Origin of the sequence: Streptomyces abikoensis (genome assembly GCF_014648775.1) — a bacterium.
In the GTDB taxonomy this organism is placed as follows: Bacteria; Actinomycetota; Actinomycetes; order Streptomycetales; family Streptomycetaceae; genus Streptomyces; species Streptomyces abikoensis.
Genome location: NZ_BMRT01000003.1, coordinates 401,461 through 423,447 on the forward strand (window position 1 = coordinate 401,461; position 21,987 = coordinate 423,447).

At 72.2% G+C, this 21,987-nt stretch carries 22 protein-coding genes and 1 tRNA gene; 11 read left to right on the forward strand and 12 right to left on the reverse strand.

The window, feature by feature from the left end:
- Positions 1 to 2: 2 nt before the first annotated feature.
- Entirely contained in the window at positions 3 to 827 is an 825-nt protein-coding gene (gene nrtL / locus IE096_RS12070; protein WP_189451424.1) for an ArgS-related anticodon-binding protein NrtL, read from the reverse strand.
- A 44-nt stretch (positions 828 to 871) separates the two neighbouring features.
- On the reverse strand, positions 872 to 1,354 hold the full coding sequence (locus tag IE096_RS12075; protein WP_189451766.1) for a response regulator: 483 nt from the start codon (positions 1,352 to 1,354) through the stop codon (positions 872 to 874).
- 128 nt (positions 1,355 to 1,482) lie between these two features.
- Here IE096_RS12075 and IE096_RS12080 point away from each other — a divergent pair.
- The 3 genes from IE096_RS12080 (at position 1,483) to IE096_RS12090 (ending at position 2,241) form a co-directional block, all read left to right on the forward strand.
- Positions 1,483 to 1,554 (forward strand) — tRNA-Arg (locus tag IE096_RS12080).
- Positions 1,555 to 1,636: 82 nt separating this feature from the next.
- The gene (locus tag IE096_RS12085) at positions 1,637 to 1,984 is read left to right on the forward strand and encodes a DUF6247 family protein (protein ID WP_229820118.1); all 348 of its coding nucleotides are present in this window, start codon (positions 1,637 to 1,639) and stop codon (positions 1,982 to 1,984) included.
- Positions 1,981 to 2,241, forward strand: coding sequence for a hypothetical protein (locus IE096_RS12090; RefSeq protein WP_189451425.1), 261 nt, complete (start codon positions 1,981 to 1,983; stop codon positions 2,239 to 2,241). The genes IE096_RS12085 and IE096_RS12090 overlap by 4 nt, the downstream gene beginning before the upstream one ends.
- 46 nt (positions 2,242 to 2,287) lie before the next feature.
- On the opposite strand, the gene IE096_RS12095 is transcribed toward IE096_RS12090, so the two are convergent.
- Positions 2,288 to 3,145, reverse strand: a complete 858-nt coding sequence (locus tag IE096_RS12095; RefSeq protein WP_229820119.1) for a polysaccharide deacetylase family protein — start codon at positions 3,143 to 3,145, stop codon at positions 2,288 to 2,290.
- A gap of 150 nt (positions 3,146 to 3,295) precedes the next feature.
- A complete protein-coding gene (locus IE096_RS12100) occupies positions 3,296 to 4,417 on the reverse strand; it encodes a ferritin-like domain-containing protein (RefSeq protein ID WP_373298090.1) in 1,122 nt (373 codons plus the stop codon).
- Between the two features lie 211 nt (positions 4,418 to 4,628).
- On the opposite strand from IE096_RS12100, the gene IE096_RS12105 reads away from it, so the two are divergent.
- The 5 genes from IE096_RS12105 (at position 4,629) to IE096_RS12125 (ending at position 8,900) form a co-directional block, all read left to right on the forward strand.
- Positions 4,629 to 5,567, forward strand: a complete 939-nt coding sequence (locus IE096_RS12105; RefSeq protein ID WP_189451427.1) for an AurF N-oxygenase family protein — start codon at positions 4,629 to 4,631, stop codon at positions 5,565 to 5,567.
- A gap of 203 nt (positions 5,568 to 5,770) precedes the next feature.
- Complete coding sequence (locus IE096_RS12110) at positions 5,771 to 6,493, forward strand: TetR/AcrR family transcriptional regulator (protein ID WP_189451428.1); 723 nt, start codon at positions 5,771 to 5,773, stop codon at positions 6,491 to 6,493.
- Between the two features lie 58 nt (positions 6,494 to 6,551).
- Positions 6,552 to 7,307 carry an AAA family ATPase gene (locus IE096_RS12115; RefSeq protein WP_189451429.1) on the forward strand — a complete coding sequence of 252 codons (756 nt, stop codon included), beginning with the start codon at positions 6,552 to 6,554 and terminating at the stop codon, positions 7,305 to 7,307.
- 47 nt (positions 7,308 to 7,354) lie between these two features.
- A complete protein-coding gene (locus tag IE096_RS12120; protein WP_189451430.1) occupies positions 7,355 to 7,624 on the forward strand; it encodes a DUF8847 domain-containing protein in 270 nt (89 codons plus the stop codon).
- 154 nt (positions 7,625 to 7,778) lie between these two features.
- Positions 7,779 to 8,900, forward strand: coding sequence for a C40 family peptidase (locus IE096_RS12125; protein WP_229820120.1), 1,122 nt, complete (start codon positions 7,779 to 7,781; stop codon positions 8,898 to 8,900).
- On the opposite strand, the gene IE096_RS12130 is transcribed toward IE096_RS12125, so the two are convergent.
- The 5 genes from IE096_RS12130 to IE096_RS12150 all read right to left on the reverse strand — a co-directional run bounded on the left by IE096_RS12130 (position 8,858) and on the right by IE096_RS12150 (position 14,579).
- The gene (locus IE096_RS12130; RefSeq protein ID WP_189451432.1) at positions 8,858 to 10,123 is read right to left on the reverse strand and encodes a styrene monooxygenase/indole monooxygenase family protein; all 1,266 of its coding nucleotides are present in this window, start codon (positions 10,121 to 10,123) and stop codon (positions 8,858 to 8,860) included. The genes IE096_RS12125 and IE096_RS12130 overlap by 43 nt on opposite strands.
- A complete protein-coding gene (locus IE096_RS12135; RefSeq protein WP_189451433.1) occupies positions 10,105 to 10,809 on the reverse strand; it encodes a GTP-binding protein in 705 nt (234 codons plus the stop codon). Before IE096_RS12135 ends, IE096_RS12130 begins: the two co-directional genes overlap by 19 nt.
- Complete coding sequence (locus IE096_RS12140; RefSeq protein ID WP_189451434.1) at positions 10,790 to 11,224, reverse strand: DUF742 domain-containing protein; 435 nt, start codon at positions 11,222 to 11,224, stop codon at positions 10,790 to 10,792. Before IE096_RS12140 ends, IE096_RS12135 begins: the two co-directional genes overlap by 20 nt.
- Positions 11,221 to 11,649, reverse strand: coding sequence for a roadblock/LC7 domain-containing protein (locus IE096_RS12145; RefSeq protein WP_373298114.1), 429 nt, complete (start codon positions 11,647 to 11,649; stop codon positions 11,221 to 11,223). The genes IE096_RS12140 and IE096_RS12145 overlap by 4 nt, the downstream gene beginning before the upstream one ends.
- A gap of 86 nt (positions 11,650 to 11,735) precedes the next feature.
- Positions 11,736 to 14,579: a sensor histidine kinase gene (locus tag IE096_RS12150; protein WP_189451436.1), complete on the reverse strand. Its 2,844-nt coding sequence runs from the start codon at positions 14,577 to 14,579 to the stop codon at positions 11,736 to 11,738.
- A gap of 155 nt (positions 14,580 to 14,734) precedes the next feature.
- Between IE096_RS12150 and IE096_RS12155 the strand changes: the two genes are divergently transcribed.
- A complete protein-coding gene (locus IE096_RS12155; protein ID WP_189451437.1) occupies positions 14,735 to 15,508 on the forward strand; it encodes a protein phosphatase 2C domain-containing protein in 774 nt (257 codons plus the stop codon).
- Between the two features lie 218 nt (positions 15,509 to 15,726).
- On the opposite strand, the gene IE096_RS12160 is transcribed toward IE096_RS12155, so the two are convergent.
- Positions 15,727 to 16,251 (reverse strand): MarR family winged helix-turn-helix transcriptional regulator, encoded by a 525-nt coding sequence (locus IE096_RS12160; protein WP_189451438.1) that lies wholly within the window; start codon positions 16,249 to 16,251, stop codon positions 15,727 to 15,729.
- Between the two features lie 223 nt (positions 16,252 to 16,474).
- Between IE096_RS12160 and IE096_RS12165 the strand changes: the two genes are divergently transcribed.
- Complete coding sequence (locus tag IE096_RS12165) at positions 16,475 to 17,353, forward strand: lysozyme (protein WP_189451439.1); 879 nt, start codon at positions 16,475 to 16,477, stop codon at positions 17,351 to 17,353.
- 131 nt (positions 17,354 to 17,484) lie between these two features.
- Here the strand turns inward: IE096_RS12165 and IE096_RS12170 are convergent, their stop codons facing one another.
- Complete coding sequence (locus tag IE096_RS12170) at positions 17,485 to 20,301, reverse strand: M4 family metallopeptidase (protein WP_444544781.1); 2,817 nt, start codon at positions 20,299 to 20,301, stop codon at positions 17,485 to 17,487.
- Between the two features lie 395 nt (positions 20,302 to 20,696).
- Here IE096_RS12170 and IE096_RS32150 point away from each other — a divergent pair, with 395 nt between their 5' ends.
- Positions 20,697 to 20,957: a DUF6255 family natural product biosynthesis protein gene (locus IE096_RS32150; protein ID WP_373298091.1), complete on the forward strand. Its 261-nt coding sequence runs from the start codon at positions 20,697 to 20,699 to the stop codon at positions 20,955 to 20,957.
- 101 nt (positions 20,958 to 21,058) lie between these two features.
- On the opposite strand, the gene IE096_RS12175 is transcribed toward IE096_RS32150, so the two are convergent.
- Positions 21,059 to 21,961 carry an MBL fold metallo-hydrolase gene (locus IE096_RS12175; protein WP_189451441.1) on the reverse strand — a complete coding sequence of 301 codons (903 nt, stop codon included), beginning with the start codon at positions 21,959 to 21,961 and terminating at the stop codon, positions 21,059 to 21,061.
- Between the last annotated feature and the right edge of the window lie 26 nt (positions 21,962 to 21,987).

Sequence of the window (21,987 nt, forward strand, 5' to 3'; positions counted from 1 at the left end):
TGTTACAGGTGTGCGGGTGCGGTGATGCCGAGCTGGGTCAGGCCGTTGGCCAGCACCTTGCCCGTGGCCTCGGCGAGGGCCAGGCGGGCGCGGTGAACGGCCAAGGGTTTCTCGTCGCCGCGAGGCAGGACGGCACAGCCGGTCTGCCATCTCAGGAAGGCGTCGGCGGTCCGCTCCAGGTGCCGGGCGAGCCGCTCGGGGGCGCGGGCTGCGCTGACGCGCGCGTGGTCGGCGAGGGCGCCGAGGAGGGGGCCGGCCGCACTGCTGTCGACGGCCCCGGGAAGCGAGTCGAACCCGAGGTCACGGGCGTTCCGGGAGAGCGCCCGCGCCCGGGCGTGGGCGTACCGGACGCGGAACAGCGGATTGCTGTCCTTCTGCACGAGCAGCAGGGACCGGTCGAGGCCGGGCGGGGAGACCGCGCTCCACCGAGCGGCGTCACCACCGAGCCGAGCGACGTCTTCCACCGAAGGCGACAGCGGCAACGATTCCTGCTCATACTCCGCCGCGAACACCTCCCGGACGATCTCCTCACCCGAGGCGCCGTCTCCGTCGAGGGTGATGTTGAGGAAGCCGGGCCCGGCGATGTCGACGCGAGCGATGCCGGGCCGGGCGGCAAGCCGGCGCCGCAACACCTCAGCGATCTCCAGGGCGGGTCGGTCGCCGCCCTTGGCGAGCTGCAGGGCCACATTGGTGGCGTAGTCACCACAGCCGGGACGGGGGGGCACCCGCACGCTGACCCGCTCCGGCACGGGCACGCGCAGCTCGTCGTCCTCGACGGCGCGGCGCACGGTGTGCAACACGGTGCGGGACAGATCGGCGGGGGTCACAGGGCAAGCCTAGGGGAGAAGGTGCCGCGGTCCGCGAACCGGTTTCACCCTGCGGGACGCACGACGGACTCGGCGCCCCCCGGCGCCCCCTCCGCCTCCACCTCCGGCCACCCCACCAGCCTCCGCACGAGCCGCACCATCTCGGCCGGCTCGAACGGCTTGGCCAGGAACGCGTCCGCCCCGGCGGACCAGCCGCTCTCGATCTCATAGGGGGTGCAGGCGCTGATGATCGCGATCGGAATGTCCCGCGTCCGCGCGTCGGCCCGCAGCCGGGCGGCCGTGTTGAGCCCGTCGAGCCGGGGCATCACGACATCCAGGGTCACCGCATCGGGCCGCACCCGGTGCACGATCTCCAGACACTCGGCACCATCGGCCGCGGTCACGACCTCAAAGCCCTCCAGCTCGAGGTTGACCCTGATCAACTGCCGGATGACCTTGTTGTCGTCCACAACAAGGACCCGGCCGGACAAGCCAGGCACAACCCGAGAGTAGGCGCGCCCCCGCCCCCGCGTCCGGGTTTTCCCCACTTCCACCCCTCCCGAGCGACCACCCGGCCTCCTCCCGCCGCCCTTTTCGATCAAGGTTGCAGGACACCCTCCAGAAGCTGGTAGTGTTCTACCCGTCGCCGCGAGCGAAACCGCGAACCGGCCGACACGCCCCCGTAGCTCAGGGGATAGAGCAACGGCCTCCGGAGCCGTGTGCGCAGGTTCGAATCCTGCCGGGGGCACTTCGCTTGAAGTGCCGAGGGGCCTCGCGAATGACAGATATGTCAATCGCGAGGCCTTTTCTCATACGTCCCGGAGGACGCGGTGAGCACACAGCACGACGGCCCGCATGAGCCGCTCATCCCCATGCCCGCCCTCACGCCCGACGCCTTGCGGGCCGCCGTGGCCAGGATCGCACCCAGCAGGCTCCCCGCGCTCACCCAGCATCTTTTCGAAGCGACCACCAACGCCCAGCAGTCACAGAGCCTGGCTCCGCTGCGCGCCTTCGTCCACTCCTGGGCCGTGTTCGTCGCGATCCAGCGACACCCGGAGCGCGCGGACCGCCTCCGCGAACTGGAACGCATCGTGGACGCGGGCGAGCAAGACCCCGCAGAGGCGATTGCCGAGATTCATCAGATCCAGGAGGCGGCGCGCGCGGAGGCCGGCCTGTGAGCGACTGGACATGGGAGTACAACCCCAGCGAAGAGCATGTGGCTCGCGGGTTCCCACCTGGTGTACTGGCGGAGGTGGAGCGACTGGCCGTCGAACTCGCGGCGCTCGGCCCCGATGCGGCGACGGTCGGCAGGCCGATCGACCGGGAGGGCGGGCTCCGGGAGTTCGACATCCTGAACGGGCGCGGCTTCATCAGCTTTCTGGCGGTGCCGCGCCACCAGTGCGTCTACGTCTGCAACATCACCTGGTACGGCTGAGCGCCGCCATCGGAGAGGGCAAGGACCACGACTCCGATGGCGGCGCTCACACCTTAGGGAACCCGAATCCGTAGCCCTCGTCCTTCAGCCAGTCGATGCAGCGGGCCAGGGCCTCGACGCTCTGGGTGCGGTCTCCGCCGCCGTCGTGGAAGAGGATGATGGGGCCGTTGGGGAGTTCGCGTTTGATGTTTTCCATGATGCGGTCGACGCCCGGGCGTTGCCAGTCCCGGGTGTCGACGTCCCAGCCGAGGGGGCGCATGCCGTTGTCGGCGGCCAGGTGGCGGCTGTAGGGGGTGAAGGCCCCGCCGGGGGCGCGGTAGTAGCGGATCGTTCCGGCAGGGCCTCCGCCGGCCGCTTCCTCGATCATCTTCTTGGCGTCGAGGATCTGCTGCTTCTGGTAGTCCTCCGAGCGCTTGTCCATGGCGGTGTTGTGGTCGACGGAGTGGTCGCAGAGGCGGTGGCCTTCGGCGACGACCTGTTTGACGAGGTCCGGGCGGGCCTTGGCCTGGGGGCCGATCATGCAGAAGGTGGCCTTGATGCCGGACTTCTTCAGCAGTTCCAGGACCTTCGGGGTCCACCTGGGGTCGGGGCCGTCGTCGATGGTGAGGGCCACGGTCTTCCCGCCGGTCTCCGTCTCGTGGACGATCTCCGGGGAGACCGGGCCGGTCGGGGCGGCGGAGGTGGGTGTGCCGGGTGCGCCCGGTGCGCTGGGAGTCGGCGGGGACGGGGTGCCGCCCTTGCCGTCCGGGACCGGTGTCGGGCCCTGGGCGATCGTTTCCTCACCCCGGGAGTTTCCCGAACCCTCGGTGGCCACGGCCACGGTGCCCGATATCACCCCCGCGATGGCGATCATCCCTCCCGCCGCGATCACCAAATGCCGCCTATGGGCCGTCAATCGCGTCATGACTTCCCCCACCCCCTCGCGCACTGACCAATGTCCTGCCCGCGTAGGACGGCGATGTACCGCAAAGCGTTCCGCGACACGGCATCGCTCACAGAATTCAGACAGGACAGCCACGTCTCCTCTGTAAAGTTCCCGGTTGCCCCACCACTGTTACGCTTCCGCGATCGTCCGGGAGACCTCCTCCGTACGGGCCGCCTCCTCCGCCGCGAAGCGGTGGGCGTCGAGTTGTTCGGCGATCTCCTCGTCCTGGGCCATGAGTTGATCGAGGCTGGCGTCGCCCATCTCGAAGACCCCCATGTCGGCATAGGCGCGCTGGAGCCTCTCGCCCCACAGGCCGATGTCCTTCACACACGGCACAATGCGGCTGAAGAGCAACTTCCGGAAGATCTGGAGGAATTCGGAGCGCTCGCTCAGCTCCGCCGCGTCCCCCGCGGGTACGCCGAAGTCCGCGAGGACCTCCTCGCCGCGCAGCCGGTCGCGCATCAGGTAGCAGCCCTCGATGACGAATTCCTCGCGGTCCCGCAATTCGGCGTCGGAAAGCTGTTTGTAGTACTCGCGCAGTGCCATGCGACCGAAGGCCACATGGCGGGCCTCGTCCTGCATGACGTAGGCGAGGATCTGTTTCGGCAGTGGTTTCTCGGTCGAATCGCGCAGCATTCCGAAGGCCGCGAGGGCGAGCCCCTCGATCAGGACCTGCATCCCGAGCGAGGGCATGTCCCAGCGGGAGTCCCGCAGGGTGTCCTCCAGCAGTGAGCGGAGGCTGGGGTTGACCGGATAGACCATGCCGATCTTCTCGTGGAGGAACCGGCTGTAGATCTCCACGTGCCGGGCCTCGTCCATCGCCTGGGTGGCGGCGTAGAACTTCGCGTCCAGGTCGGGGACGGCCTCCACGATGCGGGTCGCGCACACGAGCGCCCCCTGTTCGCCGTGGAGGAACTGGCTGAAGTTCCAGGAGGCGTAATGGCGGCGCAGATCACGCCTGTTGTGCTCGCTCATCTTGTCCCAGTAGGGCGTGCCGAAGACGACGAGGTTCTCGTCGGGCACGCCGAGCGGGTCGTAGGGGTCCACCTCCAGGTCCCAGTCGACGCGCTTGGCGCCGTCCCACTGCTTGTCCTTGCCCTTCTGGTAGAGGGCCAGGAGCCGTTCGCGGCCCTCGTCGTAGTCCCAGCTGAAGCGTGCCGCCCCGGCCGCGGGGACCTCCCACACGGGCGGGCCGGGGTCGTGGCGGTAGAGGTCGCGCGTCATCGTGGACGCCTCCTGTCCCTCGCTCATCAGCGCTCTCGGGCAGGTCACATGACTGTTCATATGACGGTGACGACTGGCTCTTCTGCAGGCTCACACGGGGTTACCGCAGGGTCAATGAGTCGTTCGAGGGATCGGCGGGAACGATCCCTTGACGGGCTTGCTGACAAGTAGTCTCATAAGGGCGTACCGCCGGTAGTCCGACAGTCCGAAGACTCAGAGACCCGAGGTGGCTTCCGTCATGGCGACCGTCCCCGATACCAGTGGTGTCCCCGGCGCCCGCGACGCGCTCGGCCCGCTCAAGGACCGTGAGCGGGTCGCCCAGCGGCTGCTCGAGTCCTCCGCCCGGCACTCCTTCGACCCCGACACCGACCTCGACTGGGCCGCGCCCCTGGAGCCCGGCAAGTGGTACTGCCCGCCGGAGCTGGTCTCCCTCTACGGCACTCCGCTGTGGCGGCGGATGCCGGAGGAGCAGCGGATGGACCTCTCCCGGCACGAGATAGCCTCGCTCGCCTCCCTCGGCATCTGGTTCGAGATCATCCTGATGCAGCTGCTGGTCCGGCACATCTACGACAAGCCCGTGACCAGCTCCCACGTCAACTACGCGCTGACCGAGATCGCCGACGAGTGCCGGCACTCGAGAATGTTCGCCCGGATGATCGACAAGGTCGGCGCCCCGACCTACCCCGTCGCCCGCCGCCACCACAACCTCGCCCGGATCCTGAAGACCGTCTCCACCACGCCGGGCTCCTTCGCCTGCACCCTGCTGGGTGAGGAGATCCTCGACCACATGCAGCGGCTGACCTTCCCCGACGAGCGCGTCCAGACGCTCGTCCGCGGCGTCACCCGCATCCACGTCGTGGAGGAGGCGCGCCACGTGCGCTACGCGCGGGAGGAACTGCGGCGGCAGATGGCCTCGTGCCCGCGCTGGGAGGCGGAGCTGACGCGGGTGAGCACGGGCGAGGCGGCCCGCGTCTTCACGGCCGCGTTCATCAACCCGCAGGTCTACACGAACGTGGGGCTGGACCGCCGCGAGGCCGTCGCCCAGGTCCGCGCCAGCGGCCACCGCCGCGAGGTGATGCGGGCCGGCGCCGGGCGCCTCACGGACTTCCTGGACGAGATCGGTCTACTGCGCGGTGCGGGACGGCGGTTGTGGCGCAGCTCCGGGCTGCTGGCCTGAGCCCCCGGCCAACCATTGGCCACCGACCGCGCCGACCGACATACGCCTCACGGCCACGCGGCGGAGCCGCACATCGAAACAGCCTGGACGAGATCGGTCTACTGCGCGGCGCGGGACGGCGGTTGTGGCGCAGCTCCGGGCTGCTGGCCTGAGCGGTCCTCGCCACCGGACCGCCCCGGGTCCGGACCGTTACGCTGCGATCCATGACCGGCAGCGGAACCACCTCCTACCGCAGGCTCGGCGTCGCCGAGCGCCGAGCCCAGCTGATCGCCACCGCCCTCCGTCTGTTCGCCCACCGCGTGCCCGAGGACGTCTCGCTGGACGACGTCGCGGCCGCCGCCAAGGTCTCCCGCCCGCTGGTCTACCGCTACTTCCCCGGCGGCAAGCAGCAGTTGTACGAGGCGGCCCTGCGCAGCGCGGCGGACGAGCTCGAAGTGTGCTTCGCCGAGCCCGAGACCGGTCCGCTCACGGGCCGGCTCGCCGCGGTCCTCGACCGCTACCTCGCCTTCGTCGACGAGCACGACGCGGGCTTCGCCGCCCTGCTCCAGGGCGGCAGCGTCGCGGAGACCTCGCGGACGGGCGCCATCGTGGACGAGGTGCGCCGGGCCGCCGTCGCGCAGATCCTCAAGCACCTGTCCGTGGCCGAGCCGGGGGTGCGGCTGCGCACCATGGTGCGGACGTGGATCACGGCCGTGGAGGCCGCCTCGCTGATCTGGCTGGACGAGGGGAAGCAGCCCCCGCTGGGCGAGCTGCGCGACTGGCTGGTCGACCACTTCGTGGCCCTGCTCCTGACGACGGGCGCGGGTGATCCCCAGGTCGCCGCGGTGGCCCGCGCGGCGCTGGCCCGGGAGCCGGCCGACGGGCCGGTGGGCGACCTCGCCCGCCGGGTGCTCCCCCTGCTGGAGGACGCGGGCCACCTGCTCTGACCTGCGCCGACGACCGGGATCCGGGCCGTTGTCAGACCCCGCCCCTACGCTCGTACGCATGCTCGTGAACCGCGCTTACGTACCGCCCGAGCTCGTCGGTGACGACGAGGCGGACGCCTGGCCCTGGTCGGTGCCCTGTGTGAAGGAGCTGCTGGCCGACGGGATCGTCTTCGACGCGCCCGTCACCTTCCTCGTCGGGGAGAACGGCTCCGGGAAGTCGACGGTCGTCGAGGCGATAGCCGAGGGCTTCGGACTGGACGCGCGCGGGGGCCGGGCCGGGCGGAAGTACGGCAACGACCGCCCGAAGACGGTCCTCGGCGAGCGCGTCCGCCTCGACCTCACCTCGCGCGGCGCCCGCATGGTGAGCGGCCCGCGTACGCGGAAGAAGGGGTACTTCCTCCGGGCCGAGACGGCCTTCGGCCTGATGGAGACCGTCTGGGGGCTGCCCGGCTACTGGGAGGAGAACACCTCCGAGATGAGCCACGGCGAGGGTTTCCTCACGGTCTTCGAGGCGATGTTCCGGCAGCCGGGCCTGTATGTGATGGACGAGCCGGAGGCCGCGCTGTCCTTCGCGTCCTGTCTGCGGCTGGTCTCCCTGATGCACCGGCTGGGGCAGTCGGGTGCCCAGGTGGTCTGCGCCACCCACTCGCCGATCCTGGCCTCGACCCCCGGCGCCCGGATCCTGGAGGTGGGCGAGCACGGCATCCAGCCCGTGGAGTGGCGGGATCTGCTGCTGGTCGACCACTGGGGACGCTATCTGAGCGACCCGGAGGCCTACCTCCGGCACCTCATACCGGCCGACGAACGCGGCTGACCACGGCCGACGAGCGCGGCTGACGGGGCCTGACGGAGACTGGGGGCGTGAGAAGCGAGAAGACGCCCTTCGAGGGCGGGCCGCTGGACGGCCGTGTGCTGGACGTCCTGCTCGGGCTGAACGGGCTGCCGCCCAAGAAGTACGAGGTGCCGGTCCCGGCCGAGGAGCCCGGCGCGGCCCCCACCGTGTACGTCTACCGGCGGGAGCCGGCGGCGGTGACGCGGCGCCTCGGGCTGCCCAAGGGCTGGAAGTACGTCCACGACCCGGAGGGGAAGCCGGGCACGGAGCTGAAGTGGCCCTGGTCCCGGACGGGCTGATCCAGGCGCTCCACGTCAACGTACGGGTGACCCCGATGACGCCCATTGGGGGGTTTCGTCCACGTCTTTCCTACTAGTCATACCGTGCATGGCAGGATCACTTCCGGGCGTGATCACACCCGTCCCCGGACACGCCCGTCCCGGAGGTGAGCCTGTGTCAGGACGGTTCGTCCGTGTCGTCCGCGCGTCGGCGCTGGCCGTGAGCACCGTGCTCGCCGTGGCCGCCGCCCCCGCGCCGACGGCGGTCGCGGCCCCCGCCGAACCGCCCGGACAGCCGGTCAGCGCCCTGCTCACCCGGCTCCGGGCGCTCTACCGGCAGGCCGAGGAGGCCACGGAGGCCTACGACGCCACCGACGAGGCGCTGAAGAAGCAGCGCGCGCGGACCGACCGGCTCAACGAGGCGCTCGCCGACGCCCGGATCGCGCTCACCGCCGGCCGTGCCGAGGCGGGCCGCATCGCCCGCGAGCAGTACCGGGGCAGCCGGGGCCTCTCCCCCTATGTGCAGTTCCTGCTCAGCGACAGCCCCCGGCAGGCCATGGACCGCGGCCACGAGATCAGACGCGCCGCCGACCACCGGGCCAATGCCGTGGAACGGCTCACGGACGGCGAGCGGCGCGCCGCCACCCTCGCCCGCGAGGCCCGCGAGGCGCTCGACAAGCAGCTGACCCTGGCCGCCGAGCGGAAGCGGCAGCGCGACGCGGTCCAGGAGCGGCTCGGCGAGGTCGAGCGGCTGCTCGCCTCGCTCGACGGCGAGCAGCTGGCCGCGCTCCGCCGGGCGGAGGCCGACGGCGTCGGCGACGCCCAGCGCAGACTGCTCGCCTCCGGGGTGCTCAACGGCTCCCCCGGCGGCGCCCAAGCGCCGTCCGAGGAGGGCATCAAGGCCCTCGACTACGCCTTCCAGCAGGTCGGCAAGCCCTATGTGTGGGGCGCGGAGGGTCCGGACGCCTTCGACTGCTCCGGGCTCACCTCCCAGGCCTGGGCCCACGCCGGGGACGTCATCCCCCGCACCAGCCAGGAGCAGTGGAAGACGCTGCCCAAGGTGCCGCTGAACGAGCTGCGCCCCGGCGACCTCGTCCTCTACTTCGAGGGCGCCACGCACGTCGCCCTCTACGTCGGCCACGGCCAGGTGGTCCAGGCGCCGCGCCCCGGCGACGTCGTCAAGATCTCCCCCATCGCCGCGAACCCGCTGCTGGGGGCCGTGCGCCCGGACGCCGGCGAACCGCCCGTGGTGGACTACGTCCCGCCCGCCGCCGGCACCTTCGCCTCCGACATATAGGCCCCGGCCGAGGCCGCGTCGTAGAAGTAGTCGTCGAAGTCCGAGGGGTCGTCGAAGCCGTTGGCGATGCGGTCGGCGACCGGCTGGCTCCCCGCCGCCGCGTCGATCAGGGCGCGGATGTGCGGGGAGCGCGGGCCGAGCATGGTGTTGGTCCAGCGGGTGACGTGCCGTGCCGAGGCCCAGTACCGCTCGAAGGCCGTCCGCATCCAGTCCGCGTCGAACGGCTCGTCACCGCGCTCCACGATCGAGGCGAGGTACGAGGCGGCGCACTTCGCGGCCGAATTGGCGCCCTGCACGGTGAGCGGGTCGTTGACGACGACCGCGTCGCCGACGCCCAGCACCAGCCCGCCGGACGGCAGCCGGCCGACCGGGTCGCGAACGGCCGGGACGTACCGGCCGGCCAACGTGGCGCCCGGATCGGTGAGTTCCACGGCGGTGGCCCGCCCGTACTCCCAGGGCACGAACCACTCCAGCAGCTCCAGCGTCCGCGTCAGGTGCTCCCCCGGGCCCTCGACGTCCTGGAAGACGTCGACGGGCCCGCCCGGCAGGCCCTCCCAGAAGAGGATGTCGGCCCGCCCGGAGGTGGTGAGCGTCGGGATGACCCACAGCTCACCGACACCCGGGACGATGGTGCAGCGCGCCGCGTCGTACTCCGGGTGCTCGGCGCGCGGGCCCAGGCCGTGGACGTAGGAGAGCGCGAGCGCGCGCTGCGGTGTGGTGTACGGGGAGCGCGCCGGGTCGCGGCGGAAGAGCGAGACCAGCTCCCCCTTGCCCGCCGCGACCAGCACCAGATCGTGCCGGGCGGCGAGGAAGTCCAGGTCGGAGACGGCCGCCGCGTGGACGACGAGCCGGCCGCCGCGCTCGGCGAAGGCGTCCAGCCAGCCGGCCATCTTCACCCGCTGGTCGACGGACTGGGCGTAGCCGTCCAGCCGGCCGATCCAGTCGACGGGCCGCTGGACGCCGGGCACGCCGGGGACCGTCCCGGCGACCGAGAAGCCCAGGCCCAGGGCGCGCGGGGCCAGGCCCTCCCAGAAGTTGAGGCCCAGCTCGCGCTCGTAGCGCAGCGCCGTGCGGAACATCATCTGGGTGGACATGACCCGGCCGGAGCGGATCTCGTCCGGTGTGCGGTTCGACATGACGGTCACGTCGTACCCCTTGGCCTGCAGTCCCAGGGCCAGCTGGAGCCCGGACTGGCCGGCTCCGACTATGAGGATCCGTCGCAACGCCCGCCTCGGCTCGGCTCGGGTGCGGCGCTCGGCGCGGCACGGTGAACGGCCCGGGAGACGGCTCCCGGGGTGGTCTCCAGGGCCCGGCCCACCAGGGTCAGCAGCGTCTCCACGACGGTGATCCGGTGCCGGGCGTCCATGGTGATCACGGGGACGTCCGGCTCCAGGGACAGGGCCTCGCGCACCGCCTCGGGCGAGTGGCGCGCGGTGCCCTCGAAGTGGTTGACGGCGACGACGTAGGGCAGCCGGCAGCTCTCGAAGTAGTCGAGCGCCGGGAAGCAGTCGGCCAGCCGCCGGGTGTCGACGAGCACGACCGCGCCGATGGCGCCGCGCACCACGTCGTCCCACATGAACCAGAAGCGCTGCTGGCCGGGGGTGCCGAACAGGTACAGCACGAGGTCCGTGTCGAGGGTGATGCGGCCGAAGTCCATGGCGACGGTGGTCGTCGCCTTGGCGGGGACGGCGGTGTGGTCGTCCACTTCCTCCCCGGCGGTCGTCATGACCGCTTCCGTGCGCAGCGGGGTGATCTCGGAGACGGAGCCGACGAAGGTGGTCTTCCCGACCCCGAAGCCCCCCGCGATCACGATCTTCGTGGCGGCGGGGGCGCGGGACAGGTCGGTCTGCCAGCCGGGGCCCGGTCCCGGGTCGCGGGGGGCCGTCGCGTCAGAGTCTGCGTAGTCCACTCAGCACCCTTTCGAGCAGCGCGCGGTCGGGTCGTCCGGTGAGGTGACCGGTGCCGTAGACGCGGATCCTTCCCTGGTCGGCCAGGTCGCCGAGGAGGACGCGGACCACGCCCAGCGGCATCCTCAGCAGCGCGGAGACCTCGGCGACCGAGCGCAGCCGCCGGCACAGCCCCAGGACGGCGCGCACTTCCGGCAGCAGCCAGGAGGCGAGCGCTCCACCGGGCGCGGCCGCCACGGCACCGGGGTCGCCCCGGCCCTCGTCGGCGTCGGCCAGGGCGGCGACGAAGGTCTCCATGAGCAGCACATGGCCGCAGCGGCCGCGCCCGCCGGTGAGCGAGTACGGGCGTACGCGCGCGGTGGGCCGCTCCGGTACGGGCCCGGCGGGGGCGCGCAGCGCGGGTGCGGCGGTGCTCATCCGGCGGCCTCCACCGACTGCCGCAGCTCCCTGCGGAGTTCGGGGGTCAGGACGTGTCCGGCCCGGCCCACGAAGAGGGCCATGTGGTAGGCGACCACGCCCATGTCGCAGTCGGGCGCGGTGTGGACGCCCAGCAGCGAGCCGTCGCTGATGGTCATGACGAACAACCCGCCCCCGGCCATCGCGACCATCGTCTGTTTGACGGGCCCGCCGTCCATCAGCGCCGCCGCGCCCGAGGTCAGGCTGCCGAGCCCGGCGACGATGGTGGCGAGGTCGGCGGTGGAGCCGCGCGGCCCCTCGGCCGCCCCGCGCGCGCCCGGGTGGTCGGGGGCGGAGGAGAGCAGCAGCAGTCCGTCGGAGGAGACCACCGCGACGGAGCGCACGCCCGGTACCTCCTCCACCAGATCGGTGAGCAGCCAGTGCAGGCTCCGGGCCTCCTCGCTGAGTCCGTAGGCGGTGACGCCCGTGGTGCGGGTGGGGGTTACGGGCGTCGCCCCCTGGGAAAATGCAGTCAACCGCGTGCCTCCTCGACAGTGCCGCCCTCGTCCGGCGCCCCCGCTCGGTTCCGATCAGTACCACGATCACGCGCGCCGTGATCACCACCCGTCAACCCCGTCATATGCGTCAACTCCGCCTCCACGTCCCGCCGTCCGTCGCGCGCGCCCTGCTGGAAGCCGGCGAGCTTGCGGCGCAGCGCCTCCGCGTCGACGCCGTGGCGGACGCTGAGGGGTACGGGCTTGCGGGCGACGACCCGGGGGGTGCGCTTGGGCAGGCCGTTGCCGGTCATGCCGGGTACGTCCGTGGCGCCGTAGCCCACCGGGGGCGGTGCCATCGCCGGGCCGGCCGGTGCGGCGCCGGCCGCGGTCGAGGGACCCGCGGAACCGTGGGCGGGCTGCTGCCACCGGGGCTCCGGAATCGGCGCGGGGGAAACCGGCGCGGGGGCCGGGGCCGTCGGCGGGGCCTGGGTGGCGGGCGGGGGCGTGGCGCTCCGGGAGTGCCGTCCGGCCGAGTGCGGGGCCGTCGAATGCGGGGCGGCCGCGTGCGGGGCGGCCGAGTGCGGCGGCGCCGCGTGGGACGCGGCCGGATACGGCGCGGCCGGGCGCGGTTCGTCCGGTGGGGGCGTGGGCCTGCGCACGGTGGTGAGCTGGATGGTGTGCTCGTCCTGCTGGGCCCAGGGGCCCGAGCGCCGGGGCCCGGGCACCGCGGGCGACGGCCCCTGGGGGTGGGACCGGCCGTGCAGCGTATGGGAGTTGACCTCGGCGACCACGCCGGGCAGGTCGGTGTGGGGCATCGTCCGTACGGCGCCCGGGAGCCGGTTCCCGGCGGGGTCGGTCGCGGCCGGGGGCTCGGTGGGCAGCAGATGGCCGGGCAGGACGACGACGGCGGTGATGCCGCCGGGCCGCTGTTCGCGCAGCTTGACGCGGACGCCGTGCCGGGCGGCGAGCCGGGCGACGACGTACAGGCCGAGGCCCATGACGGGGTCGCCGCGCTCCCCGAATCCGGTGCCGCGCGGGTCCGGATCGGCTTCGGCGAGGAGGGAGTTGAGCTCGTCGAGCCGCTCGGGGGGCATGCCGATGCCCTCGTCCTGGATGGAGAGCATGACCTCGCCGTTCTCCAGCAGCCAGCCGGAGACCTGGACCTGGACGTCCGGGGGCGAGAACGTCGTGGCGTTCTCCAGCAGTTCGGCGACGAGGTGGCTGACGTCGTCGGCGGCGAACCCGGCGAGCTGGGCGCGGGCGGGCAGGGAGTGGATCCGGACGCGCTCGTACCGCTCGATCTCGCTGACGGCCGCCCGCAGGATGTCCAGCAGGGGCACGGGGCCGGAGTGGGTGCTGTGGTGGTCGGCACCGGCGAGGGTCAGGAGGTTCTCGTTGTGGCGGCGCATCCGGGTGGCGAGGTGGTCGAGCTTGAAGAGCACCTCCAGCCGGTCCGGGTCGGCCTCGTGGGCCTCCATGGACTCGATGACGGTCAGCTGCCGCTCGACCAGGCCGAGGGTGCGGCGGGAGAGGCTGACGAAGGTGGCGTGGACCCGGCCGGAGAGCCCGCTCATCCGGTCGTCGATCTCCTGGCAGCGGGCGCGCAGCGCGTCGCGCTCGTCGGCGAGGTCCTGGCGGGCCACGTCGAGGCGGTTGCGCTCGCCCTCCAGCAGGGCGACGCGCTCGCGCAGCCGGACGATCGTGCCGTGCAGGACGTTGACGGAGCGGGCTACCTCGGCGAACTCGTCGTCGCGGCCCCGGAAGGCGACCGGCTGCCGGTCCACCGGGTCCGCGCAGACGCGGCGCGCCCCGAGGCGGAGCGCGGCGAGCGGGCGGGTCACCGAGCGGGCGGACTGCGTGCCGGTGCCGAGGATCAGCAGGAAGCCCAGCGCGGCGAGCGCGGCGCGCACCTCCAGCGCGGTGGTGTCGTGCTCCCGCAGCCCGGCGAGGCGGGCCATCTCCTCGGTGCCGAGGCCGGATTCCAGATCCCGCATCTGGTCGACGCGGGCGGTCAGCTGTCCGCGTACCGTGCCGGGCCGCTCGGGCTCGGCGGCGACGGCCTGGGGCCGGGCGGCCAGCCGGCCCAGCCGGGCCTCGGCGGCGGCGGTCTGGGGGCCGCTGACGGTACGGGCGTACTCGGCGCGCAGCGAGGCGGGGGCCAGCTGGTGGAAGTCGGCGAGCGCGGCCTCCTCCCGCAGACGCCGCTGCTGGGCGGCGGCCAGGAGCGGCGCCTGACCGCCGCCGCGCGCCGCCAGGGCGGCGAGGAACAGGCCGCGGGTGGCGGCTGCCTCCTGGACGGCCCGGCCGAGCGCGGGCAGCGCGACGGCCTCGCCGGGCTGGGCGCGGGCGGGGAGCCGCTGGACGAGCCCGGTCTCCACGGCGTGGAGGGCCTGGACGGTGGCCGTGTACGCGGTGAAGACGGCGAGGGCGTCGTCGGGCCCGGCCAGGGCGTGGCGGCGCAACTCGGGCAGGGCGGCGAGGCGGTGCCGCAGGGAGTCGGGCGCGCTCGCGCGGAACTCCTCGATCTGCCGGTCCACCCCGGCCCGTTGCTCCTCGGACGCCGCGCCCGCCCCGCCCGAGTCGGCGCGGCCCCCGGCCACGTACTCGGTCATGGCGTCGCGCTCGTCGGCGAGGGCGTGGGCGAGGGCGACGGCGCCGCTCGCGGTGGTGGCCTGCCCGGCGAGCCGGCGGGAGTCGGTGAGGTCGCGTATGGCGTCGGCGATGCCGAAGGCGCCAGCGCCGAGGGCGCCGAGCGAGACGACGGCGACGGAGGCGACGAGCCTGTTGCGTACGCGGGCGGTGCGCTCCGGCACTCCTGTGGTCTGCTGCTGTTCGCGCGTGCCGCCGCGAAGCCGCTTCTTGCGCACCGGTGCTCGCATTCTGTTCTGGTCTTCCGCTCCACCCGCTGGTGGCCCCTGCCGGGTGTCACCCACCGCTTCCCCCCGGCAAGTGCCCCACCACATCAACCGCCGAGCACGCCGGAAGGATGCGCGTCAACGGGCAAGGAAATTCGGGCATCCGGCACACTGGTCGCATGCGCATCGAACTCTCCACCCGGTCGGGGAATCCGGGCCGCCCGAACGAGGATTTCGTGTCCGTCGCGCTGCCCGCCGGCGGGCGCGGCGGGGCGCTGGTGCTGCTGGACGGGGTGACGCCGCCGCCGGCCGGGAAGTCGGGGTGCGCGCACGGGGTTCCGTGGTTCACGGCACGACTGGGCGGGGCGCTGCTGGAACTGGCTTCGTCACGGCGTGAGATGACGCTCGCGGATTGCCTGTCGGCCGCCATCTCCCGTACGGCCGAGGCCCATCGGGACCGCTGCGACCTGACGCACCGGCTGACTCCGCAGGCGACGGTGGTGGTGGCGCGCTGGGACGCGGAGGTGGTGGAGCACCTGGTGCTGTCCGATTCGGCGCTGCTGATCGAGGGCGTGGACGGCACGGTGTCGGCCGTCCTGGACGACCGCATCGCCCGGCTGGCCGCCGCCGGGCGGGTGACGGACGCGCAGCGCAACGCCGAGGGCGGTTTCTTCACGGCCGCCGCCGATCCGGCGGTGAGCGCCCGCGCGGTCACGGGTACGACGGCGCGTGGGGACGTCCGCGCGCTGGCGGCGCTCACGGACGGCGCGGCGCGCTGGGTGGAGGTCTTCCGGCAGGGGCGCTGGGCGGACTGTTTCGCGCTCCTGGCGAAGGAGGGCCCGCAGGCGCTGATCGACCGCGTCCGGGAGGCGGAGCTCGCCGACCCGCACGGCCACGCGTTCCGCCGAGGCAAACCCCACGACGACGCGGCGGCGCTCTACGCGGAGCTGTGACGCGTGCCGCGCGCCGACGGGGAGCCGGGGCGCAGCCCCGGGAAACGGTGAGAGGGCGGGTCCGGGGCACCCCCGATCCGCCGCGACGGCGATCGGCTGTCACGGCGGAGTCCGGCGGTGCCTGACGGCGCGTACCGCCGGTTCGGCACCGCCGAGCGCGTCGTCGGGGGCCGGGCACCGTCGCGGCGGGACGGGTTACCCCGACCGGCCGTCAGGCGCTACGCCTCGGCGCGCTCGTTCAGCTGGTGGAGCAGGCGGGCCAGCTCGGCGACCTCCAGGCGGTTCCAGTCCGCGAACTTGCGGATGTACTGCGCACGACGGGCGTCCCGCACACGGGTGAATCGTTCCCGCCCCTCCCCCGTGATGCGGATCAGCGCGGCGCGGCCGTCGGCGGGGTCCGGGTCGCGGGCGATGAGGCCGAGGTCGCCGAGGGCGCGCAGCTGACGGCTCATGGTGGCCTTGCCGACGCCGAAGTACGCGGCGAGCTCCGTGGCGCGCTGCGGGCCGCCCTCCTCCAGCCGCACGAGCAGCCCGTACGCGGCGGGCTCCAGGTCGGGGTGGACCTCGCGGGCCATCTCGCCGGACGACGCGCGGGCGCGTCGCAGGAAGACCGCGAGCTCACGCTCCAGGGCGAGGAAGGCGGGGTCGACGGCGGGACCGCACGGGTCCGCGCCGGCGTCGGCGCCCCTACCGGGGACCGCCTCCTCCGGGAGCGGGGCACTGGTCTCGGGGGTCTCCTGCACGTGAGGCCCTTTCCTGCTTTCAGCCGCTGAGAATTCATTTCGGCCGCGTCGTGTCGCCGCAGCTCCGTCAGTATTTCGCAGGATTAGTCCAAGGGCAGCACCCCGGGTCCCCATCACGGTGTGCGACACCGCCTCTCGCCCCATTAATGACATGGTCATACCAATTTGATAGCCGTTGAACTCTCCCCCACTCTCCCGCCACCCTGGCTTTCGGAGGCACCACATGCCCGCACATCACTCAGGGCCGGGCCGCCCGGTCGCCCACAGACCCGCGGCCCGCCCAGCCCCCTTGGCCCCCCTCGTCCCCCTGATCTCACTCCTCTCCCTGCTCCTCACTCTCCTCGCCCTGCCCGGTACCGCCGCCGCGGCCACGGGCGGCTCCCGGCAGCGCCCCTTCCACCCCGAGCGCGACTGGATGGGCTCGACCGTCCCCGCCCACGAGGGCAGACCCCCGGCCGGCGGCGGCGAGGCGCTCGCCTCGGTCGAGGGTGTGGACGTCAGCAGCCACAACGGCAACGTTCCCTGGTCGACGCTCTGGAACAAGGGCGCGCGCTTCGCCTACGTCAAGGCCACCGAAGGCACCAGCTACCGCAATCCGTCCTTCTCCCAGCAGTACAACGGCGCCTACGACGTCGGCATGATCCGCGGCGGGTACCACTTCGCCCTGCCGTCCAACTCCGGCGGCGCCGACCAGGCCGACTACTTCGTCGACCACGGCGGCGGCTGGTCGGACGACGGCAGGACGCTGCCGGGCGTGCTCGACATGGAGTACAACCCCTACGGCAGCACCTGCTACGGCATGAGCGCCGACGCGCTGCTCGACTGGATCGCCGACTTCCTCGCCGTCTACCGCCACCGCACCGGGCGCGACGCGGTCATCTACACCACCACCGCCTGGTGGAAGAAATGCACCGGCAACTACGGCCGCTTCGGCTCGGACCACCCGCTGTGGGTGCCGCGCTACGGCTCCTCGACCGGGGAGCTCCCGAACGGCTGGGACTTCCACACCTTCTGGCAGTACACCGAGACCGGCTCGACCGTCGGCGACCACAACCTCTTCAACGGCTCGTACAGCAGGCTCAAGGCGCTGGCCTACGGCTGACGCGCCCGCGCGTGTGCCCTGCGCGTGGGTCCCGAAAAGCACAGGGACCGGGCCCCGGCGCGGTCGGCGCCGGGGCCCGGTCGTATCGGTGCTTGCAGACGTACAGCGGTGCTTACGGGCGCACGGCGGCGCTAGCCGCAGTTGCCCGCCGGGCGGGTGCGGGTGACCAGGTCGGTGTAGCCGGTGGTGCCGTCGATCCACACCACCTGCTTGCCGCCGGCCGCCGCCGCGGAGAGCTGCTCACCGCGGTTGCAGGAGACGCGGGCGCGGTCGGTGCCGTTCGCCCCGCCGAACTGCCACAGCTTCGACATCGTCTCGTTGTGGTACTTGGGGTCGGGCAGCGACGCCGTCACGGTCAGCGCGTCCTCGGAGGCGGTGAGAGCGGACGCGAAGAGGGCGCCCTCGCCCTTCTCCTTGCTGAGGTCCACGGTCCCGGTGCCGTCGAGGTTCGACCGGCGCACGGCCACCTGGCCGTCGTCGACGACCTCGTCCGCCAGCCAGAAGACGTACTTACTGTTGATCGCGGTCTCGCCGACGCTCTCGGGCCGGCCGAGCTGGTTCATCAGCTTCCGCTCGCCGCTCTTGAGGTCCAGCACCTCGACGCCCATGCGGTAGTCGTCGCCGTCGGCGTAGGCCTTGGCGTAGGCGAGCCGGCCGCCGGAGAGCGAGGGGGACGCCGAACCGGTGTCGGCCTTGCCGCCGTCGGCCCAGGTCGGCTCCTTGTCACCCGTACGGAGGAAGCCCACGTGCCGGGCGCCGAAGGCGTTCATCTTCTCGAAGGCCACGACCCCGCCCTCGACCCGGACGTCCTGGACGTTGTCGGAGGTGCTGTACAGCTTCTTCGTCGGCCCGCCCGCGAGCGGCCGCGCCAGCACGTCCACCCCTGCCGGGCCGTACGCCGCCCACGCCACGGTCTTGCCGTCGGTCGCCGGGTTGACGTGGAAACGCCCGTCATTGGGGCTGATCAGCTTGGCCGTGCCCGAGCCGTCCGTGCGGCCGGCCCACACCGAGAAGGCCTCGGTGCCGTCGTCGTTCGACTTGGACGTGGCCCACCAGCCGCCGCCCGCGCCGACCTTGGTGCTGTAGACGTTGAGCCTGCCCAGCAGCTGGTCGGAGTCGACACCCATGGCCTCCTCCCAGTTCGGGACGATGCCGTGGGCGTTGAAGGAGCGCTTGACGACGCCCAGGTCCTTGTCGGAGACCTTGAGCGCCTTGGCGGCGGCGATCACCGCGTCGCGGCCCTCGGTGAACCCGTCGAGCGGGGTCATGTACTCGGTGAGCGCCTTGTAGGCGATCTTGTCGGCGAGGGTGCGGCCCAGGTCCTCGCGGATGTCCCAGAGGGCGCCCGAGAAGATGGTGGAGTTGAGGTGCACGCCGCCGTTGTCGGTGGCGAAGGAGACGCCCAGGAAGTTCTTGGACGTCGTCGCCCCGTCGTTGAGGTCGCGGAAGGCGCACTGGCGCGGGGTCTTGGTCCGGCAGAGGTTGCCGCCCATCAGGCCCGCGTCCGGGTCGTCCATGGCCATGCCGGCCGCGTCGACGGCGATGGCGTTGCCGAAGTAGTCGGCGATGGCCTCGTTCAGGGCGCCGGACTGGCCCGCGTAGACGAGGTTGGCGCTGTTCTCGACGACGCCGTGCGTCATCTCGTGGCCGACCACGTCGAGGTCGGCGGAGAGCGTCTTGAACTCCTCGTCGCCCCCGCCGTACACCATCTTGGAGCCGTCCCAGAAGGCGTTGACGAACGGCATCCCGAAGTTCGTCACACCGACGAGGGAGTTGATCGCCATGCCCCGGCCGTCGAGGCTGTCCCGGCCGTGGACCTTCTTGTAGTAGTCGTAGACCTTGCCCGCGGCCCAGTGGGCGTCGACCGCGCCCGCGTCGGTGGCGTCCTTGCCGAACTGCGGGGTCTTCGAGCCGAACTCCTTGACCCCGTCGGGCCAGCGGCCGTTCACCTCGGAGACGTCCTTGCCGCGCGCGTCCCAGGTGGAGATCACGTTCTTGCTGGTGTCCCACATGCGGGAGTGGTCGTTCATGACGAACTCGCCGCGGGCCGTGTCGAAGAACAGGCCGAGCTCGACGGTGGTGCCGTCGTACTTCACGCCGGAACCGGCGACGCCGGGGTGCTTGGCCGGCCCGCCGGGGGCCTTGGCCTCGCCGTCGCCCGCCTTCGCTTCCCCTGCGCTCGCGGTTGCGGCCTTCGGCGCTCCGAAGGTCTTGATCCCGCTGTACTGGAGGACCGGGTAGCCGGACTTGGCGTCGACGTACACCTCGTGCAGCACGGGCTGCCCGGTGGCGGGGTCGGCGCCCCGGACGGTGACGTGGTGGGTCAGCACGCCGGCGCCCTTGGGCAGGACGACGAGGCCGCGCGCGGTGCCCTTGAGCGACGGCTTCGCCTTCGTGCCGAGCCGCTTGCCACCGACCTGCGCGAGTGTGGCGCCGACCGCGCGCTGGACAGCGAGTTCCTCACTCACCGAGGGCGTGGTGCCGGTGGTGAGCGCTGTGAAGTACTTGCCGGAGGTACCGGTGACGACGCGCTTGCCGTCCTTCTTCTCCATCCGGACGACGTACTGGCCGCCGAGGACGTCGACGCCCCTGTGCTTCTGCTGAAGCCGGACGGTCTCGGCGGCGCCGTTCGTGACGGCCTGGACGGGCTTCAGATCCCGGACCGGGTCGGCGATGCGGTAGCGGCTCTTCTTGTCGGCGAGGTGCCCACGGGCCGCGTCGGCCGCGCTCCCGCTCGCCTTCACGCCCTCACGGATGCCGTCGACCAGGGAAGGAGTGGAGGTTCCCTTCCCCGGAATGACATCCGCCGGATCGCCGCCGGCCGGCGCGGCGAACGCCTGCGCGGGCAGGGCGGACACGACAAGGGCGGCAGCGCCCACCAGCGCCGCCGCCCCTGCTATGCCGCTCTTCGCGACCTGTCTTCCTGAACGTGCTCTGGACTTACGCAAGGTTCCCCCTCCGTACGTACGGAACGCCGGAACATCTGTGGTCGGGGCATATGCAACAGGCGGGGAGGGGGCTGATCAATGGTTCGCGCGTTGAGGGGGGTTACTTTCGGCCTAGGTGGGTTGGGTGGGGCGGGGAGGGAACCGAGGGGGGCCTATCCGCCTCCGGGGTCGGGGCCGGGCGTTGACGCCCCGGCGCTCTGCGACAGCGGAAATCTCAACGGCGGCGGCACCAGAACTGTGATTCGCGCTGCCAAAAAGAGCGGTCGGCGGCATCACCTCATCGAACGAGTGACTCGAACGCCGATCCGCACCGTCAAGTCACCGGGGGCCATAGGCTTTTCGCGAGGAAATGCGGCGGATCACCTGGGCGTGAATGTGATGACGGAGGGATGTCGATGAGGGCCTTCGGACGGCTCGTGAACCACTGCACGCACGACGGAAGCTGGGCTTCCGCCAGCGGGGAGCAGCGTTGTACGGCCTGCGGGATGAGGCGTTTCACGAACTACGGGGGTGTACGACCGCCGGGACTTCCGGAAGCGGTGACACCCTCCAGGAAGCGACGGCCCGACGCGGACCGCTCAGCCGCGATAGCCATCACGATCCGTTTCCAGTCGCGCAGGCGATTCCGCGAAATGGCGCTGCGCGCCGTTTCCTGAGAGCTCGGTCCCGCGCGAATTCGTCGGTGGCGAGCGCGAGAAGAGCCGCCCGCGTGGTCCCCCACCCCCGTCGGGGGACCACCGGCGGCGGGTCTTGCGTCTTACGCGTCGACCGGCTCCCACGTCGCCGGGCGACCGGCACCGTCCCGGCGGGCTCGCCCGAAGGGGACGTCCGCGAAGTGGATGCCGAAGCCGATCGTGTCGGGTGCGGACAGTTCCTCGGCCAGGCGGCGGCGGTAGGCCGCCGACCGCTCGGCGTCGTGGTCGACGACGGCGGACCATTCCGGGTGGGCGACCTGGACCGGCGTGTGCATGGCGTCGCCGAAGGCGATCAGACGGCGGCCGTCGCCGCCGGAGACGACGTACGAGGCGTGGCCCGCCGTGTGGCCCTGCGAGAGGGCGACGCGGACGCCCGGGAAGATCTCCTCGCCGTCGGTGACGGTGCGGATCCGGGGCTCCAGGATCGCGGTCATCTCCTGGGAGATGCCGTGTCCCTCCAGGAGGTGGCGGTGCTTCCACTCCTCCTCGCTCACGAGGTGGTCGGCGTGGGCGAACGGGAGCCGGTCGGTGCCCGGGGCCGGCTGCCAGAGCCAGCCGATGTGGTCGACGTGCATATGGGTGACGGCGACCGCTTCTATGTCAGCCGGGGACCGGCCGATGCGGGCGAGGCTGTCGAGCAGGGTGCCGCCGGAGATCGCCCCGATGGGGCCGTCCTCCCCGGCCGGGAAGGACTGGGGGCCGAAGCCCGCGTCGATCAGCAGGGCACGCTCGCCGTGCTCCACCAGGAGACCACCCAGGCTCGCCACGAGATAACCGGAGTCGTCCAGATACGCGGAGTGGGCGGCCCACTCCTCCTCCGTACTGGTCGGCAGCCAGCCGCGCGACGAGAGCTGGGCCACGCCGTCCGGGACGTACGTGACCTTGGTGTCGCCGAGCTGGATGCTGCGGATCCCCGACGGGCGACGAAGGCGATCGCCCTGGCTGTGCTGGGAGTTGGTCGTCATGCCTCCACAATAAGCTTCCAGCTTGA